The organism is Natrinema salaciae (assembly GCF_900110865.1).
GTDB classification, from domain to species: Archaea; Halobacteriota; Halobacteria; order Halobacteriales; family Natrialbaceae; genus Natrinema; species Natrinema salaciae.
Window position 1 is genome coordinate 1 of the sequence record NZ_FOFD01000009.1, and the last position, 16,104, is coordinate 16,104.

Genomic DNA, 16,104 nt, shown 5'->3' on the forward strand with positions numbered 1-16,104 from the left:
CGTCGTAGAAGTCGTCTTCGTCGTAGTCCATCAGTTCGATGGTCATCTGGCAGGCCTGGAGGTCGACGCCCTGCTCGAGGGAGAGGTCGATGAGTTCCTGGATGGTGGCGGTGCCGTTTTCGTCGATTTTCTTCTGCATCATCTTAGTGGCCATGCGGTCCATCCCGGGAAGGGCGGCGATCGAGTTCGGCAGCGGCATGTTCGGGTTGCCGACGGCGCTCAGTTTGAGGTCCGCCGATTTCTCCTCGTGGAGGATGTCGAGTCCCCAGAAGGTGTGGAAGACGACGACGTCCCAGCCGAAGGCAGCGGCCGTGCTCGCGAGGATCAGCGGCGGGTAGGCCATGTCGAAGCTGCCCTTGGTCGCGACGATGGTCATCTTTTTGCCGTCGTCGCCGGTGTCCACCGCTGCAACCGACGCTTCCAGTTCCTCGACGCGCTCGCGTAGTGCCCGTAATTCGGCGGGGTCGAACTCGGCTTCGGATTCGGCGGCCGGTTCGCCGTCGCCGTCGTCGACTGAGGGAGTTGAGTTGTCCGTGCTCATTATTCCGTCTTTTGCACGTAGTGGGTGTAGCGGCCGTCGCCCTCGACCTGGTCGAGGAGTTCGACGCCCTCGGTACCGGTCGCCCACCCCTGGATGTCGCTCATACTGCCCGAGTCCGTCGCGACGACCTCGAGTACGTCGTCGGCCTCGAGCTCGTCGATCGCTTGCTTGGTCTTCACGATGGGCATCGGGCACGATTGTCCTTTGACGTCCAGCGTCTCCGTGGTCTGGTATTCCGAACTCATTGGTTATCTGTGCTCCGTATTGGAGCTATCCCACAATATTGGCCGTTCGTATAAAAGGCTACCGGCTATTGTGAGTTTCGCGAACATCCGCTCTTCGGCTGCAGTTCGAACCCCGATGCTAACAGACGAGCAGTGGTTCGGCACAGCAGCACTGGAGCTGCCACTCACCACGACTGGAATCGACGTGTGATTGGCTCGATATCGACGGAATAGTCGTCTACTCTGCGCCACAATCTTGTAGGATTCATTCAAAAATATCGCCACCATTTCCGGAGTTAGCGACTCTCGAAGGGGGATCACGAGACAGCAGACACCTGCACAACTGGTCGTGAGAAGCGGCGATCGGCACAAAAATTGCCGGTATCGGTGACGCCAGCGCGCTCATCGAAGTCCCCGTCCCGCGCGTCGGCCCCGGCGCGCTCGAGCGGCTGGTCGGACGACGAACGGTCGATAGAATCGAGCACGACGAAGATTGCGGTGGTCGGACTCGGCCTCGTCCTGCCGATGTTGTTCGTCGATTTCGGCCTGCTCGTCGGATCTCGTCCGGCTTCTTCGGGATCGCGGGTCGTTCTTGATCACACCTGCGCTTCCCCGCACGGGCTACGCGTCCAGCGTTGGGGGAAGGGTGTTCGTCTCACATCCGTCGGAGCGCGATCTCCGGGACGATGGCACCCGAATCCGTTACCGACGGACTCCGACGTGCTCACCGAAGCCTCGATCGAACCGCGAGCGCCGTTCGACGACCACGAATCGATTCCGATCGTCGCCGCTCGCGGAATAGGTTGGGCAGGATTGTGTAATCCCTACACAAGTCTTTTAACTGCGTGGTTCCTACCTAGCGCTGATTCCGATGCCAGATTCGATGTCCGAACAACTCCAGCAAGATATGCAATGTGAAGGGCTCCTCGAGTGTTTCCACGGCCTCAAACAGCTCGACAAGGAGTGTTTCCAGGCGCTCGTCAGCGCCGAGGAACCGATGACCGTCGACGAAGTCGCCGACACCGTCGACCGGGAGCGTTCGACCGCATACCGGTCCGTCCAGCGGCTCCTGCAGACCGGCTTCATCCAGAAAGACCAGGTCAACTACGACCAGGGCGGCTACTATCACGTGTATTACCCGACCGACCCGTCCCAGATCGCGAGCGACATGCAGCGGATGCTCAACGACTGGTACGCGAAGATGGGCCAGCTCATCCAGGAGTTCGAAACTAAATACGAGAAGGCGGAGCCGACGGCGCCAGTCGAGGGATAACCTCGCACAGTACGACGCCACTCTCGGTTCCGTGGCGATCCACTCTTCTCTCTTCTGACTCCTTTCGCAGATAGCGGCGAATGTTTCCTCATTCCTGCGAGTACTCCGTCGGGGAACGGAGACGAAGCCGGTCCGGACGGCCGAACGGTGGGCGGGTCCAGAACACGCTCGTCAGTGGACCGTACCCGCCCGTCCAGTCCGGCGTAGGTCACGCCGGCGTTGGCTGCGAACCATTTAGCGAACCGTATTTCTCGAGATTCGTGGAGCGTACGCTCGACGCGGTGCGGAATCCGTTTTTCGCACGTGAGAGTCGGGTGATAGGTTTATAATGGTCGATCGAATTCGTTCGTCATGGCCGACCGAATTCTCGTCGGGTACGATGGGTCACCGCAGGCAACGGACGCCCTCGAGTTCGCTTTCGAAAAATTCCCGGACGCGACCGTCATCGCGCTGCACGTCATCGAGGTACCGGACGGCCGCTGGGCACAGATCGTGGGCCCCGAACTGCAACTCCCCGTCACCGAGCGAGCGCGGGAATACGCGGCGGACGTCCTCGAGTCCGCGACGGATATCGCGGCCGAGCGCGGCCGCAGTCTCGAAACGAAGATCGTCACGGGCGAACCGGATCACCGCATCGTCGCGCAGGCGGCGGACGAATCCGTCGATCTGATCGTCGTCGGTAGCCACGGACAGGAGGTATCGCGCATGCTACTCGGCAGCGTCGCGGAAAACGTCGTTCGTCGGTCGCCGGTGCCCGTCCTCGTGGTCCGGTAGCTGCCGACGCGTCGGCACTCGATTTTCGACGACGTAATCGACACCGGAGCCCCGGGTTACAGCGACTCGAGGACCCTGTCGAAGCGCTCGCGGGCGTCGTCTCCGATCGGATCGAGGTCGTCGTCGTCGGCGAGGCCGATCAGGCGCTGGGGATCGACCGCGCTGACGACGACGCCGTCGTCGCCGTCGTAGACGACGACGTTACACGGAAGCAGCGTCCCGAGATCGAGGTCGTCTTCGAGGCCTCGGTGTGCCAGCTGCGGATTGCACGCGCCCAGAATTCTGTACTGCCGGAAGTCCGTGTCGAGTTTGTTCCGGAGCGTTTCCCGGACGTCGATATCACAGAGGACCCCGAACCCCTCGTCCTCGAGTGCACCGATCGTTCGCGAGACGACGTCGTCGAACTCGCCGTCGACCTGCGTGTGGAACGTGTAGGACATACCGTCCAAGCGGTCCGGAAGGAGGTCGTGGTTGGGCCGGCAACGGCAAGTCGCGGGCGTTCGTCTCCCGTCGGTTCGGCGAAAGACTGGAGCCCGTTCGAAACGAACGCGTTCCCGATGGGCGCTCGTCACACGTCACGAGTGGTCGCCTCCCTGCTCGGACTGGCCGTGCTCGCCGGGATCGGGTACGCGCTCCGATGGCGATCGAACCCGACACCGTGTCCGTACTCGCAGCGTGTCTGGATCGATCTCCCTCGACCGGGGATCACACGAACCAGGGTGCGCACGCTTCTAGAGCCGCGGCCCGGCGAACGCATCCTCGAGCTCGGGCCGGGAACCGGCTACTACACGGGGGCGATCGCGCAATCGGTCGAACCGAACGGAACGGTACACGCCGTCGACGTCCAGCAGGCGATGGTCGACCACCTCCGAACGCGGATGCGGAAGCGGGGCCGCCGGACCGTCCAACCGATCCGTGGCGACGGACGGCGACTCCCGTATCCGGACGACAGTTTCGACGCCGCGTATCTGGTCCTCGTTCTCGGCGAAATTCCGGAGCAAGGGCGGGCGCTCGCCGAACTCGAGCGGGTACTCGAACCGGGCGGCCGACTCGTCGTCGGGGAATCGCTCCCCGATCCGCATTTCGTCGGATTCGGGACGCTCCGACGGCGCGCCGAGCGCCACGGGCTCGAGTTCGAGGACCGCGTCGGAACGCGGGGGAGCTATTACGCGCGGTTTGCGGTGGCTCCTTCGCCGCCGACATAGCCTCGACTTAATTGCTTATCTAATGCACAACTGTGCCGACCACCAGCCTCGAACCCGTCACTGCTGTCTCACTCCATCGCCGTGAGATGCGACGATATCGTTCACTTTCGGGCGAAACAGTTCGTTGTGGTCCGTCGACCGCGCCCGTGGCACCTCACCCCTATATTGTGCAGTGCACACAAAACCTTTAAACACCGTCGGTCCCTACGAGGGAGTGATGGCAACCGATACACGCGGCGCTTCCGGAGAGTCGATCGACGAACCGCTCCACATCGAGGGCGAAGACCACCTCGAGGACGTCACGACGGAGTACGACGTCGTCCTCGTGGACTTCTACGCCGACTGGTGTGGCCCGTGTCAGATGCTCGAGCCGGTCCTCGAGGGACTGGCCGGCGAGACCGAAGCCGTGATCGCGAAGGTCGACGTCGACGAAAACCAGCCGCTCGCCGGAGCCTACGGCGTCCGCGGTGTCCCGACGCTCGTCCTCTTCGCGAACGGCGAGCAGGTCGAACAGCACACCGGCGTGCTGCCGGCCGACCGGCTCCGCGACCTGATCGAGGGATACACGGAATGAACGAGGCGACCGTCCGCGATGTCGTGATCGTGGGCTCCGGCGTCGCCGGCCTCTCGGCGGCCGTCTACGCTGCGCGGGCGGACCTCGAGCCGCTGGTGCTCGAGGGTCCCGAACCGGGCGGGCAGCTGACGCTGACGACCGACGTCGAGAACTACCTCGGCTTCCCCGACGGAATCGGCGGAATGGAGCTGATCCAAAACGGCAAGGAGCAAGCGACGCGCTTCGGCGCCGAATTCGCGCACGGAACCGTCGAGCACGCGGCGCTCGAGAGCCGACCGTACGAACTCGAACTCTCGAACGGCGACACCCTGCGAACGCGTGCGTTGATCGTCGCGAGCGGCGCGAGCGCTCGCTGGGTCGGTGCAGACGGCGAGGACGAACTCATGGGCTACGGCCTCTCGACGTGTGCGACCTGCGACGGCGCGTTCCACCGCGGCGACGACGTCCTCGTCATCGGCGGCGGCGACAGCGCGATGGAAGAGGCGCTCTTCCTCGCGAAGTTCGCCGAGAGCGTGACCATCGTTCACCGACGCGACGAACTCCGCGCCTCCGAGATCATGGCCGACCGGGCCCGCGACCACGAAGACATCGCGTTCCGCTGGAACACGGAACTCGAAGCGCTTCACGGCTCGCAGGAGGAGGGCGTCACCGGTGCGACGCTCGTCTCCCACCCCGACGGCCATCCCAGCGAGAAGGCCGCGACCGGCGTCGACGTCGACCGAGAAACCGTCGACATCGGCGGTGTGTTCTACGGGATCGGCCACACGCCGAACACCGGGTTCCTCGAGGGAACCGCCGTCGAACGCGACGAGAGCGGCTATCTCCACACTCGATCGGACGACGCCGGCCGAGCGACGACCGAGACGGCGATCGACGGCGTCTTTGCCGCCGGTGACGTCGCCGATCCGAACTATCGACAAGCGATTACCGCTGCCGGCACCGGCAGTATGGCGGCACTCGACGCCGAAGCGTACCTCGAGACGCTCGACCGGACGGACGAGACCGTCCTCGAAGTTTCGCCGTAATCGCTGCTCGAGGACGACTCGAATCGCCGCACCTCCTTCTGTCGACCGCGAACGCTCAGCCGGGGTACTACGCGACCGCGGGTAGTGCCGTAAGCGGTAGACCGGCCGAGCGCGACGACCCGCGCACGTCTCACGCTGTCCCGACGGGACGGTGCCGAAGAACGAAGACAGTGGACGCCGAATTTCCGGTCGTGTACGACCGAATCTTGATCGCCGTTGACGGAAGCGAGGAGGCCGAGCGAGCAGCGCGACGTGGACTCGAGTTCGCTCGCGCGTTCGATGCCACCGTCGACGTCTTGTGCGTCGTCGAGCGGAAATCGCTCCGACTCGCGGCGACGGCCGACGAGAAATCGCGACTCCGGGACCGAGGTGAAACCGTTCTCGAGGAAATCGAAGCGATTGCGTCCGCTATCGGCCAGCCCGTGACGACGGAACTGACCGACGGAAAACCCGCGTCCCGGATCGCAGCGTACGCGGCCGAACGGGATGCAGGATTGATCGTCGTCGGAAGACAGGGACTGACGGGACTCGAGAAGCGACTCCTCGGCGGCGTCACGGAGCGGCTCCTCCACCGAAGCGATGTTCCCGTCTTCGTCGTCCCGAAGGGTGCCTCGGACGCGGCGATCGACTACTCCGATCTGCTCGTGCCGACCGACGGAAGCGAAATCGCCACCGCCGCCGCCCGACACGGTGGTGCGATCGCAAAACGGTACGGATCGACGGTCCACGTGCTGAACGTGGTCGATCTACAGGCTGCAGGAGGGGCGTTCAACGCGGGCGGCCTCGACAGGACGTTCACCGAGCGACTCGAGGAAAACGGGACGGAGGTCGTCGAGGACGTCGCGTCGGAGATCGACGACACGGCTCCCCACGTCACAACTGCAGTCCTGCAGACGAAGTCGTTCGACGGCGTCGCTGCTGGCATCCGCGAGTACGTCGATGACGCCGATATCGACCTCGTCGTCATGGGGGCGCGCGGTCGGTCGAATCTCGGCCGCCGGGTCCTCGGCAGCGTTACCGCGGCGCTCCTCCGGACGATCGATACCCCGATGCTGGTCGCGACGCGCCCGTCGTAATCGTCTCGCTGTACCGCCCCGTCAGCGGTTGGCGGTGTGGCCCACCGGACACCAGCGGGCCGGAGACGGACCCGCGGGTCCGCGCTGTCCTTCCAACAGTCCGAACTGCCGGCACGAGCAGGCCGAGGGCGACGACTACGCGTCGGGCTCGAGCTCGCCGACGACGCGGTCGCCGAACGCGAGCACGAGTACCGCACCGAGCAGATTGAAGCCGATATCGAGGAGGGTGTCTTTCGGGCCGTACGTGACGAGTATCGGTTCGAATCCGAGGCGCTTCGCCGTGGCGTGAATGGTGTACTCGACGACCTCCCAGAGGAGTCCGAGGCAGGCGACGGCGGCGACGACTCGTGGACCTGGATCGCGGCCTCGACGGCGACTGATCGCGAAGACGGCCCCGCCCAGGATTGACGAGGAGTGGGCGTGTGTGAGGTGGTCCCACCACCAGACGTCGTCGTACGGGCCGAGCATCCCGATGGCGTGGGTGATCATCGCGATATCCACGTACGCGCGCTGCCACGGACGGAGTTCGATGCCGTACGCTCGCTCGGCGAGGTCGGGGAGATAGGTGCCGATCACCGCGATAACGGCGTTCACGGCTGCGCCAGGATCTCGTCGCCGGACTCCGACGGCGAATATCGCGAGCAGTGCGTACCGAATGCCGCGTGCCGTCCTGCGCCCGGCCGTTTCGTCCATTGTTCTAATTCGAAATGAATACGCGGGATACATAGAGATATCGCCCTGTGGCTCGACCGGTTCGTTCCGGCGGGGATCGGGAAACCGCGGCCGAGCGCCCCGCCGGGTGAGAGTCCACCCCGAAACCGATCGCGTCCCGCCGTTCCCGTTTCCGACACCGTTCGAAAGATCAAAGTGTACCAGTCCGTGGGAATACGATGTAGCTTTTACCGTTCTGCTATCGACTTCCCGACGTGTCATACGCCATGATCAGGTGTCCGATCATCGATCGAGACGGCGTCGAGCGATGTGCGTGTAACGCGGACGACATTCTTGGACTCCTCGCAAATGCGCGTCGCCGCGCCGTGGTTTCCGTCCTCGAAACGACGGACGACGACTGGATCGGTTTCGATCGACTGGTCGCTGCGTTGTCCGCCGAGACCGCCGACGTGAGCGCCGAGACGTGGCGGATCGAACTCCACCACGTTCACTTACCGATGCTCGAGGAGCTGGGTGTGATCGAGTACGACGGACACGCCGGAACGATCCGCTACTATCGCTGTGAGCTGCTCGTGGACGTTCTCACCGCTGTCGAAGCGACTCGCGACCGGCGGTGACCGCGACTCGAGTCGCGTGTCGGGACCGAACGACGATTCAGAACGTTCGAGCCGTCGCCTCCGGAGGATCCGTTCTCGTCCCTGCCCCGTGGCTCTCCTTTTATTCACTGTGGGGTGGTAGGGCGTCCGGACTGACCCATGACCCACCACCTCGAGATCGAGCGGATACTCGTTCCGACCGATGGCAGCGAGGGCGCACTGGCAGGTGCGAGACGAGGAATCGACCTCGCTCGAGCGGCGAACGCCGAGATTCACGTTCTCTCGGTCGTCGATACGGAGGCTAGCTCCCTCTTCCAGTCCCAGATCGACGACGAGGCAGCGGAGCCCGAAGCGACCGCCGAGGCGTCCGTCGAAGCGGTCGCGAACGCGGCCGATCGCGCGGACGCGAGCCTCGACGTCACTACGGCCGTCGAACGCGGACCCCCGCACGAAACGATCGCCGACTACGCGTCAGCGAACGACGTCGACGTCGTCGCGATGGGAACGAAGGGGAGAACCGGCCTCGAACGAGTCCTGCTCGGAAGCGTGACCGAACGCGTCCTCCGAACCGTCGAGATACCGGTCCTGGCGGTGCCGCCGGAGAGCGGCTACCCCACTCCGGACGGCCAGCCGTACGAAACCGTCCTCTTGCCGACCGACGGAAGCGAGGGCGCAACGGTCGCAGTCGACTGGAGCCTCTCGCTGGCGGCGTTGTTCGACGCGATGGTCCACACCCTCTTTTCGGTCGATACGAGTCGCGTTCCGGCGACACCGACGCCGAGCGACGTCTTGACCGACCTCGAGCGAACCGGCGAAGCGGCCCTCGAGGAGGTTCGAACTCGCGCCGATGACGCCGGTGTGAGCGTTACCGGCCTCGTCGCGAGCGGCCCGCCGACGCGGGTGATCCTGCAGTACGTCGACGACAACGAGATCGACCTGATCGTAATGGGGACCCACGGCCGCTCGGAGCTTCCCCAACACGTCCTCGGAAGCGTGACGGAGAACGTCGTTCGAAACGCCGATGTCCCGGTATTTTGCGTCCCGATGGCCGACGACGCGTAGCCGGACGCGCCTCGAGCGCGACGACACACCGGTCGCCCGTCGGAACGGGTGACTCTCCGCTCCGGTGATCGGTGAGTGACTTTTTCTCTCCCGCTGTCGACACGGTATTGTATGTCAGTTGATGAATTGCGGGCGTACGGGCTGGTCGAAATGGACGACGGCGAACTCCGGCAGTTCCTGTCGAGCCAGCGGACGGGCGTGCTCGGACTTCCCGGCGACGACGCCCCGTACCTCCTCCCGCTGTCGTTCGGGTACGACGGCGACGAGCGGCTCTACTTCACGTATCTCCTCGGCTCCAGCAGTCGCAAGAAAACGCTGAGCGAACGGGCGGACGTCGCCAAGTTCCTGGTCTTCAAGGTCGACACCATGTACAACTGGCAGAGTGCGCTTCTGACGGGGACGATTAGCGAGGTCCCCGAATCCGACTGGGACGCGCTCGAGGAGACTCTGAGTGGCGCGTGGCGTCCGAGTCTCTTCGATTCGGCAACCCTGTCCGGCGATGTTGCCGTCTTCGAATTCCGTATCGAGGAGCAGACGGGGATCAAACATCAGGGCCTGCCGCCCGCTCTCGAGGCGGACGAGGGGTAGCTCCGCGACACTGGCACCAGCCCGCTTTCGACGGCTTCGAGTCCGTGTCACTCGTCCGCGTACGATCCCTCCTCGAGCTGCATCTCGGGAATCGACGGTGGCGCGTAGTACCGGACGACGTGGACGTCGTACGTCGGGTTTTCGGCGATGCCGCCGGCGACGCTGGTCACCGGATGGGCGATCTCGCCGACGTTGTCGGTTCCGAGGAAGACGACCGACGGGCGGACGTCCTCGGCGATCGACCTGATTTGCGTCGCGATCGCCGCGGGCGTTTGCCGATCAATTCGCTCGTATCGGAACGCGGCTTGCGGGGCGATATCGGTGACACCCTCGTGGAGCTTTCCGGCGACGTACGGGACGCTAAACGGTTCGTCCTCCCCATCTTCGTACCACCCGACGTCGATCGCGTACGCGTCGTCGTCCGGAACGACGGTCAGGGCGACCACGTCTTCGTCCAGCGCCTCGCCGTACTCGGCCGCCCGTAGCAGCGCTGCTTCGGCCAGATACGACCCGTCGAAGGGAACGAGAAACGTCATTGCTATCGGTAGCTTCGCTACTTGAAGTGAACAAGCTTGGGGTGTCCCCATCGCTTACCGAACGACAGTGACGGGAACCGGTGCCCGACGGACGACCCTCTCGGCGACGCTCCCGTAGACCGCTCGCTTCGTGTCGGACCGTCCGTGGGCACCGAGCACGATCTGATCGACGTCCTCGTCGGTGGCGTACTCGAGAACGAGGCGTTTCGGGTCGCCGATGTCGGAGTCGGTTGCAACCGATCGGTCGTAGTCGGCGGCGATCTCGTCGACTTCGGTGAAGCGTCGGTCTCTCACCTCGCCGACGAAGCGATACCACTCGTCGGAGCCGAGCATCGGTTCGTACATCGACGCGACGGCTTGGTCCGCGTAGTCGGGTTCGAAGAGATCGATCACGTGGTACGCCGTGAGCTCCGCGTCGGGAAACTCGCGCAACGCGTACCGAAGGGCCCGCGAGGACAGCGGCGAGCCGTCGACGGGAACGAGAACCGTTCGTACCATGTGGCCCCTTCCGGCTACAGAACAATAGTGTCACGGGGGAACTCCCGGCGAACGATGCTACCGTCTCGAGCCGAACGGTTCCGCGACCGTCTCGGCCCGTCGTGACCGCCCTCAGGCTTCGCGATACCGTTCGGGGAGATACGGGACCAGCGGACCCGGTGCCAGACCGGCGAGACGCTCGGCGAGCGTCGCGAGGGATTTTCGAAACAGGACGTAGACGACCGAGACGGACAGGAGCGCGACCGTGACGACGATGACGGGCCCGTCCCCGGTACCGACGAGCGGGACCGCGACGACCGCAGCGAGCGCGAGGTCTTCCGGTGCACCGTCGTAGCGGACGAAGCGGCGGGGTCGAATCCAGCGGTCGTGATAGTGACTGTAAACCGCACGCTCGGATCCCTCTTTCCACGGCCGCAACTCGAGGCCGCCGCCCAGAACGTCGGCGACGGCGTGAAGTGCCGACGCGACGAGCGCGACGGCGAGTGCGACGGTCGTCGTCGACGGCGCGACGAGCGCGAGACCGACCGTCGGAACGGCAGCGACCGACGCGTAGACCGGATAGTGGAGGGTTTTCCGGTGGCCGACGTAGAGATCGAGGTCGGGGAGCAACCCGCCGACGAGTCCGGCTGCGAAGGCGGCAGGGGCGAACTCCGGAGCGATCGCGAGGACGGGGAGCGCGAGTAGCATCCCCCAGAGCACGTGAGTTGTCGCCATCATTGTGACCTTCGGTAAGGGACGGGACTACAAGAGTGTTTCTCGCGACCGAGAGCGCGAGAAGCGTACGGTTGCGGGGCGTCGAGACACACAGAGCGGTTTCGATACCATCCCGTTCCACCGAGCCAGGTCGGTACATTCGAGCCCGCGTCTCGTTCCGAGCCAGTGATACTCGTGGCAAGCAATTACCTAGTTCGACGTTGTCCTCCGTACTGGAGAGAGCCATGCCAATCGATGACTTATCCCGAACCGACGTCGTAACGGCCGAACCGAACGCCCCAGTCACCGATCTCGCCGCCACGATGGATCGAGAGGCCGTCGGCAGCGTCGTGATCACCGACGGCGATTCGCTGGTCGGCATCGTGACCGATCGCGATCTGGTCGTCCGCGTCCTCGCCGACGACGCCGATCCGTCCGATCGAACGGCAGAAGACGTGATGACCGACGACCTCTGTACGATCGATCGCAACGCCGGATTCTACGAGGCAATGAACGTGATGGCCGACAACGGAGTCCGTCGGCTGCCGGTCTGCGAGGGCGACGAACTCGTCGGGATCATCACCGCAGACGACTTGACGGAACTCATCGCAGACGAGGAACAGCAACTCGCGGACGTCATCCGAGCGCAGCGGCCGGAGTACTGACCGCCCACGATCGCGACCTCATTTTCCGCCGTGCAGGCGTCGGCGAGCGGGTCGCGGACCGACGCCCTCTTTCGCGCTGACGGCTCTTCTCGTCGCGGATCTGTCGCTCGAGAACCACTCGCGCCTCGTTGAGTGCGTGACTCGCACCGTATCCCTCCCCGGAGGCGATGTAGAGCCCCCGATCGGTGTGCAGGCGGGCTCGCGCGAGCAGGAGGGGCCTCCCGCGACGCGTCTCGTCGTGTTCGTGGAGGTGGACCTTCGCGTCCAGCACGTTCATCCCGTGGTCCCTGTCGTCGAACTTCTCGACCATCGCCACGATCTCCTCGTCGGTCGCGTCGTCTATCAGGTCGACGCCGTACACCTGGACGCTCCGGTTGCCGCCGGCCTCCCACGTGAGCGAGTCGAGAACGTCGGTCTTCGTGAGAATGCCGTACGGGGACCCGTCTTCCGTGACGATCAGCGACGAGCCGTCGATCTCGAACAGCTCGTCGACGGCCGTCTCGAGTGTCTCGTCTGGTCGTATCGTTCGCACCGGCGAGGTCATGACGTTCCTGACCGGCAGATCGAGCATCCGTTCGCGTTCGCCCTCTCGGGCACCGAACCCGCCGCGACGCGAGCGGGCGGTGCTGTCGGCTATCTCTCCGCCGAAGGGGTCCGTCCCGCTGGCATCCCCGCCCTGGCTCTGTACCTCGGCCCGCACCGTGAGGTGGGTGACGTCGTAGAGGCTGAGGATACCGATCGCCGCGCCGTCCTCGACGACCGGGAGGTGCGTAATGTGATGCTCTCGGAAGGCGTTGAGTGCTTCCCCGAGCACCGACTCCGGAGCGAGCGAGACGAGGTCCGTGGACGCGGCCTCGGCGACGGTTGCGGCCTCGAGGAACGGTTTGACTTTCCGAAGGACTGCGTCCGCAGTGACGACACCGGCCAGTTCCCGCCCCTCGAACACGGGGAGTAGTTGCGCGTCGCTGTCGGTCATGAGCCGTGCCACCGTGCGAACGTTTTCGTCCGGCGCGAGTCTGGGGACGTGCCAGACCAGCGAACCGAGTTTTTCGTTCGGCTGCCGATGCGACGTGGCCAACTGTCGCCGCGTGACGACGCCCTCGAACTCCTCGCCGCGTACAACGACGCCCTTGACGCCGGAATCCGTGAACGTGCCGACGAGTTTCGACACGGGCGTTTCGGGAGCGAATTCGGTGTACGCTTCCGAAATGATGTCAGCGATATCCATAGTTCATGTGAGTAAGTTGGGTGATCGGACGACGATACCGACTGGACCGCGCTGTCCGCAGTGGTGTACGTTACTGTCTATCAAGTAGGCGAGGGTCGGATCGGTCTCGCCCTCGAACCCGTCGACGATCTCCGGCGGAACGACCTGAACCGCGAGGACGTAGACACGGCTTTCCGACCCGTGGAGGTGACAATAACATACATGCATCGCGGTCTCGTTCGTCCGGAACGTATGGACAAGAACGTCGGCGGGATCGACCGAACCGGACGTATCGTCATCGGAACGGTGCTCGTGATCGCAGGCCTCGCAGCGCTCACCGGTTACTGGGCTATCGGTGCCGTAGCCGGCGGAGTGGCGATCGCCGTCGCCGCCGTTCTCCTCGTGACCGGAACGACCCAGAAGTGCCCGATCAACGAAGCCGTGGGCGTCGACACGACCGCGGAGGACGCCGAGTGATGGCGGATCGGCCGTCCCGGATCCGGCGACGGTTCCGGCGAAAACCGACGGTCGACGCTCCACCCCAGTGACCGATGGACACGAGTGTGCCGCCCGACCGACACCCGACGTTCGCGGACTGGCGCTCGCCGGATTCGATCACTCGAGTCGACCGGTCCAAACGCGACGCGATCGCGTGGTACGACCGGATTAGCCCGTGGTACGACGCGCTCGTCGGCCGATTCGATCGCCGACCCCGGAACCGCGGCATCGCCCTCCTGAACGCGGAGCCCGGCGAACGGGCACTCGAGGTCGGATTCGGAACGGGACGGGCGCTCGTCTCGTTCGCCGACGGCGTCGGGTCGGACGGCCACGTCGTCGGACTCGACAGCTCCAGCGGGATGTCCGCTGTCGCTCGAGAGCGAGTTGCGGCGGCGGACGTTACGGATCGGGTCTCCATCGTCCAGGGTGACGCCGAACGACTCCCATTCGACGGTGACGCGTTCGACGCGGTGTTCGCGAGTTTCACGCTCGAACTGTTCGACACGCCGTCGCTGCCGAGGGTCCTCGGGGAGTGGCGACGTGTGCTTCGCGACGACGGCCGACTCGGCGTCGTGGCACTGTCCACGCGCGACGGCGGGCTGGTAACTCGCGCGTACGAACGACTCCACGAAGCGTTCCCGCGCTACGCCGACTGCCGACCGATCTTCGTTCGGGAACTGCTCGAGGAGAACGAATTCGACGCGGTCGAGGCGGAGACGCGCCCGCTGTGGGGACTAACCGTCGAAATCGTAGTCGCGACGCCGCGCTGACGCGATGCGGGTCATCGGCGTAATCGGACGGCCTCGATCGCACGGTCCCGAGGCGAGCCGGTTGCTGTGACACGAGAGGGGAGATGAATGCTCCGCTATCGAACCGCCTCGATTCCGACGAACGAGCCCTCGCCGTATCCCTCGTCGACCGGTTCGGGGTCGTCGATGTCCGCCGGCCACCGGTAGATCGTTTGAACGAACTCAAAGTCGGCGAATCCCGCGGCCTCGAGTTCGTCGACGAGTTCCCCCGTCGAGACGAACTCCGCGTCTCGATAGAACGGATTGTCGGCCGCTTCCTCCCGATAGCGTCGTCCGACGGGGCTGTCTTCGTCGATGTATCCGATGACGAGCGAGCCGCCAGGACGCAGCACCCGCCGAGCTTCGGCGACCGTTCGAGAGCTATCGTCGACGAAGCAGATCGTCGTCACGATCAGCGCGGTGTCGAACGTTTCCGCCGGGAACGGGAGCGCTTCGGCGACTCCCCTGACGACGTCGACGCCGCGGTCTCGAGCCCGGCCGAGCATCTCGTTGGCGGGGTCGATACCGACCTGAATTCCGAGGGGCGACGCGAACCGGCCGCTCCCGACGCCGATCTCGAGTCCGAACCCGGGTTGGGCGAGCAGTCGCCGAAGCGCTTCGACTTCGGATCGATAGGCGTCCGGATGTGCCTCGAACCAGTCGTCGTATCGGTCCGCGTATCGCTCGAACGGTTCCGATTTCGGCATGCCGTCTCTCACCCCTCGGTCGCGTCGTCAGTCCGGTAGAAGTCGGCGTGGGGCTCGAGTGCGTCGACGTTGGGCGGGCCGGGCTGTCGGACGATGAAGACGTCGTAGGTCTCCTCTGCGGCGACGTGGACGCCGACGCTCGTCAGCGGGGTCACGACGCGGCCGACGTTCTCGCTGCCGAGGAACACGACGCTCGGATCGTGTTCCCTGGCCAGTCGTTCGATGTGGTCGGCGAGTTGCGCTTCCGGTGGAAACTCCCGGATGCGTTCGTATTCGAACGAGACGTTCGGAGCGAGGGTCCGAACCCGTTCGCGAAGGGAGTCGACGACCGACGCGACGTCGTACTCCTCGCCCTCGTCGATCCACCCTTTCTCGCGTGCGTACCGCTTTCGTTCCGGGACGACGGAGATAGCAGTGACGTCTTCGTCGAGGGCGGTGCCGTACTCGACCGCCCTGACGAGGGCGGCTTCCGCGAGTTCCGAGCCGTCGAATGGGACGACGAACGTCATAGGTCCCCTCTCTACCCCCTCGTCAATAACTTCGTGGGCCGGTGATCGGCTACTGGAAACCGTTCGCGTCTCTCGCCGGACGTTCCGGATCGAGAGACGGTTCACGGACGGGAAAGCTGGTCGTCCGAGTGGACTCGTCGGACGGCGGAATTCGTGGGCTGCTTATGAAATATGCCATACAGATGGCCGCGGATCGCTGCCGATAACGGTTGGCTTTCCGTCGAAATGGTTTACATACATACTGCTGTAACATTACCGGAATACCTCCCGCATACCACGGGTCGTACCGACATCGGGAGCCGAAACGATCGAACCGGTCGAAACGGTCAAGTATATTTTAATTTATCGTCATCACGGCCATACTCCGACGGCGGGTGCGGTCCGGAGGTCGGA

Annotated in this window: 22 protein-coding genes; 12 read left to right on the plus strand and 10 right to left on the minus strand. The window is 64.6% G+C overall.

Going from position 1 to position 16,104, the window contains the following annotated elements; genetic code table 11:
* Window positions 1-541, minus strand: a 541-nt coding sequence (locus tag BMX07_RS22350; protein WP_090622894.1) for a DsrE/DsrF/DrsH-like family protein, incomplete at its 3' end; no start/stop codon positions are given.
* Complete coding sequence (locus tag BMX07_RS22355) at window positions 541-786, minus strand: sulfurtransferase TusA family protein (protein WP_090622897.1); 246 nt, start codon at window positions 784-786, stop codon at window positions 541-543. The genes BMX07_RS22350 and BMX07_RS22355, both read right to left, overlap by 1 nt.
* 850 nt (window positions 787-1,636) lie before the next feature.
* On the opposite strand from BMX07_RS22355, the gene BMX07_RS22365 reads away from it, so the two are divergent.
* Window positions 1,637-2,038 (plus strand): helix-turn-helix domain-containing protein, encoded by a 402-nt coding sequence (locus tag BMX07_RS22365; protein WP_090622906.1) that lies wholly within the window; start codon window positions 1,637-1,639, stop codon window positions 2,036-2,038.
* A gap of 351 nt (window positions 2,039-2,389) precedes the next feature.
* Entirely contained in the window at window positions 2,390-2,812 is a 423-nt protein-coding gene (locus BMX07_RS22370) for a universal stress protein (protein WP_090622910.1), read from the plus strand.
* Between the two features lie 56 nt (window positions 2,813-2,868).
* Here the strand turns inward: BMX07_RS22370 and BMX07_RS22375 are convergent, their stop codons facing one another.
* Entirely contained in the window at window positions 2,869-3,252 is a 384-nt protein-coding gene (locus BMX07_RS22375; protein ID WP_090622914.1) for a DUF302 domain-containing protein, read from the minus strand.
* Between the two features lie 117 nt (window positions 3,253-3,369).
* Here BMX07_RS22375 and BMX07_RS22380 point away from each other — a divergent pair, with 117 nt between their 5' ends.
* The 4 genes from BMX07_RS22380 (at window position 3,370) to BMX07_RS22395 (ending at window position 6,692) form a co-directional block, all read left to right on the plus strand.
* Window positions 3,370-4,017: a class I SAM-dependent methyltransferase gene (locus BMX07_RS22380; RefSeq protein WP_090622918.1), complete on the plus strand. Its 648-nt coding sequence runs from the start codon at window positions 3,370-3,372 to the stop codon at window positions 4,015-4,017.
* A gap of 217 nt (window positions 4,018-4,234) precedes the next feature.
* Complete coding sequence (gene trxA, locus BMX07_RS22385) at window positions 4,235-4,591, plus strand: thioredoxin (RefSeq protein WP_090622922.1); 357 nt, start codon at window positions 4,235-4,237, stop codon at window positions 4,589-4,591.
* On the plus strand, window positions 4,588-5,616 hold the full coding sequence (locus tag BMX07_RS22390) for an NAD(P)/FAD-dependent oxidoreductase (RefSeq protein WP_090622925.1): 1,029 nt from the start codon (window positions 4,588-4,590) through the stop codon (window positions 5,614-5,616). The genes trxA and BMX07_RS22390 overlap by 4 nt, the downstream gene beginning before the upstream one ends.
* A gap of 191 nt (window positions 5,617-5,807) precedes the next feature.
* Window positions 5,808-6,692, plus strand: coding sequence for a universal stress protein (locus tag BMX07_RS22395; RefSeq protein WP_090623281.1), 885 nt, complete (start codon window positions 5,808-5,810; stop codon window positions 6,690-6,692).
* A gap of 135 nt (window positions 6,693-6,827) precedes the next feature.
* Here the strand turns inward: BMX07_RS22395 and BMX07_RS22400 are convergent, their stop codons facing one another.
* Entirely contained in the window at window positions 6,828-7,385 is a 558-nt protein-coding gene (locus BMX07_RS22400; protein ID WP_090622928.1) for a DUF2238 domain-containing protein, read from the minus strand.
* Window positions 7,386-7,618: 233 nt separating this feature from the next.
* Between BMX07_RS22400 and BMX07_RS22405 the strand changes: the two genes are divergently transcribed.
* The 3 genes from BMX07_RS22405 (at window position 7,619) to BMX07_RS22415 (ending at window position 9,610) form a co-directional block, all read left to right on the plus strand.
* Window positions 7,619-7,981 carry a DUF7344 domain-containing protein gene (locus BMX07_RS22405; protein WP_245742195.1) on the plus strand — a complete coding sequence of 121 codons (363 nt, stop codon included), beginning with the start codon at window positions 7,619-7,621 and terminating at the stop codon, window positions 7,979-7,981.
* Between the two features lie 138 nt (window positions 7,982-8,119).
* Window positions 8,120-9,022: a universal stress protein gene (locus BMX07_RS22410; protein WP_090622937.1), complete on the plus strand. Its 903-nt coding sequence runs from the start codon at window positions 8,120-8,122 to the stop codon at window positions 9,020-9,022.
* Window positions 9,023-9,133: 111 nt separating this feature from the next.
* Entirely contained in the window at window positions 9,134-9,610 is a 477-nt protein-coding gene (locus BMX07_RS22415; RefSeq protein WP_090622942.1) for a pyridoxamine 5'-phosphate oxidase family protein, read from the plus strand.
* Between the two features lie 47 nt (window positions 9,611-9,657).
* Here the strand turns inward: BMX07_RS22415 and BMX07_RS22420 are convergent, their stop codons facing one another.
* The 3 genes from BMX07_RS22420 to BMX07_RS22430 all read right to left on the minus strand — a co-directional run bounded on the left by BMX07_RS22420 (window position 9,658) and on the right by BMX07_RS22430 (window position 11,361).
* On the minus strand, window positions 9,658-10,146 hold the full coding sequence (locus tag BMX07_RS22420) for a universal stress protein (protein ID WP_090622945.1): 489 nt from the start codon (window positions 10,144-10,146) through the stop codon (window positions 9,658-9,660).
* Between the two features lie 54 nt (window positions 10,147-10,200).
* The gene (locus BMX07_RS22425) at window positions 10,201-10,644 is read right to left on the minus strand and encodes a universal stress protein (RefSeq protein WP_090622949.1); all 444 of its coding nucleotides are present in this window, start codon (window positions 10,642-10,644) and stop codon (window positions 10,201-10,203) included.
* 111 nt (window positions 10,645-10,755) lie between these two features.
* Window positions 10,756-11,361 (minus strand): hypothetical protein, encoded by a 606-nt coding sequence (locus BMX07_RS22430; protein WP_090622952.1) that lies wholly within the window; start codon window positions 11,359-11,361, stop codon window positions 10,756-10,758.
* A gap of 221 nt (window positions 11,362-11,582) precedes the next feature.
* On the opposite strand from BMX07_RS22430, the gene BMX07_RS22435 reads away from it, so the two are divergent.
* Window positions 11,583-12,002, plus strand: a complete 420-nt coding sequence (locus BMX07_RS22435) for a CBS domain-containing protein (RefSeq protein WP_090622955.1) — start codon at window positions 11,583-11,585, stop codon at window positions 12,000-12,002.
* Here BMX07_RS22435 and BMX07_RS22440 read toward each other — a convergent pair.
* The gene (locus tag BMX07_RS22440; RefSeq protein ID WP_090622956.1) at window positions 11,974-13,230 is read right to left on the minus strand and encodes a CBS domain-containing protein; all 1,257 of its coding nucleotides are present in this window, start codon (window positions 13,228-13,230) and stop codon (window positions 11,974-11,976) included. The genes BMX07_RS22435 and BMX07_RS22440 overlap by 29 nt on opposite strands.
* A gap of 231 nt (window positions 13,231-13,461) precedes the next feature.
* On the opposite strand from BMX07_RS22440, the gene BMX07_RS22445 reads away from it, so the two are divergent.
* Both BMX07_RS22445 and BMX07_RS22450 read left to right on the plus strand, forming a co-directional pair.
* A complete protein-coding gene (locus tag BMX07_RS22445) occupies window positions 13,462-13,686 on the plus strand; it encodes a YgaP family membrane protein (RefSeq protein WP_090623285.1) in 225 nt (74 codons plus the stop codon).
* A gap of 74 nt (window positions 13,687-13,760) precedes the next feature.
* The gene (locus BMX07_RS22450; RefSeq protein WP_090622960.1) at window positions 13,761-14,477 is read left to right on the plus strand and encodes a class I SAM-dependent methyltransferase; all 717 of its coding nucleotides are present in this window, start codon (window positions 13,761-13,763) and stop codon (window positions 14,475-14,477) included.
* Between the two features lie 95 nt (window positions 14,478-14,572).
* Here the strand turns inward: BMX07_RS22450 and BMX07_RS22455 are convergent, their stop codons facing one another.
* Complete coding sequence (locus BMX07_RS22455; RefSeq protein WP_090622963.1) at window positions 14,573-15,202, minus strand: class I SAM-dependent methyltransferase; 630 nt, start codon at window positions 15,200-15,202, stop codon at window positions 14,573-14,575.
* Between the two features lie 8 nt (window positions 15,203-15,210).
* Entirely contained in the window at window positions 15,211-15,711 is a 501-nt protein-coding gene (locus BMX07_RS22460) for a universal stress protein (RefSeq protein WP_090622967.1), read from the minus strand.
* Window positions 15,712-16,104: the final 393 nt, after the last annotated feature.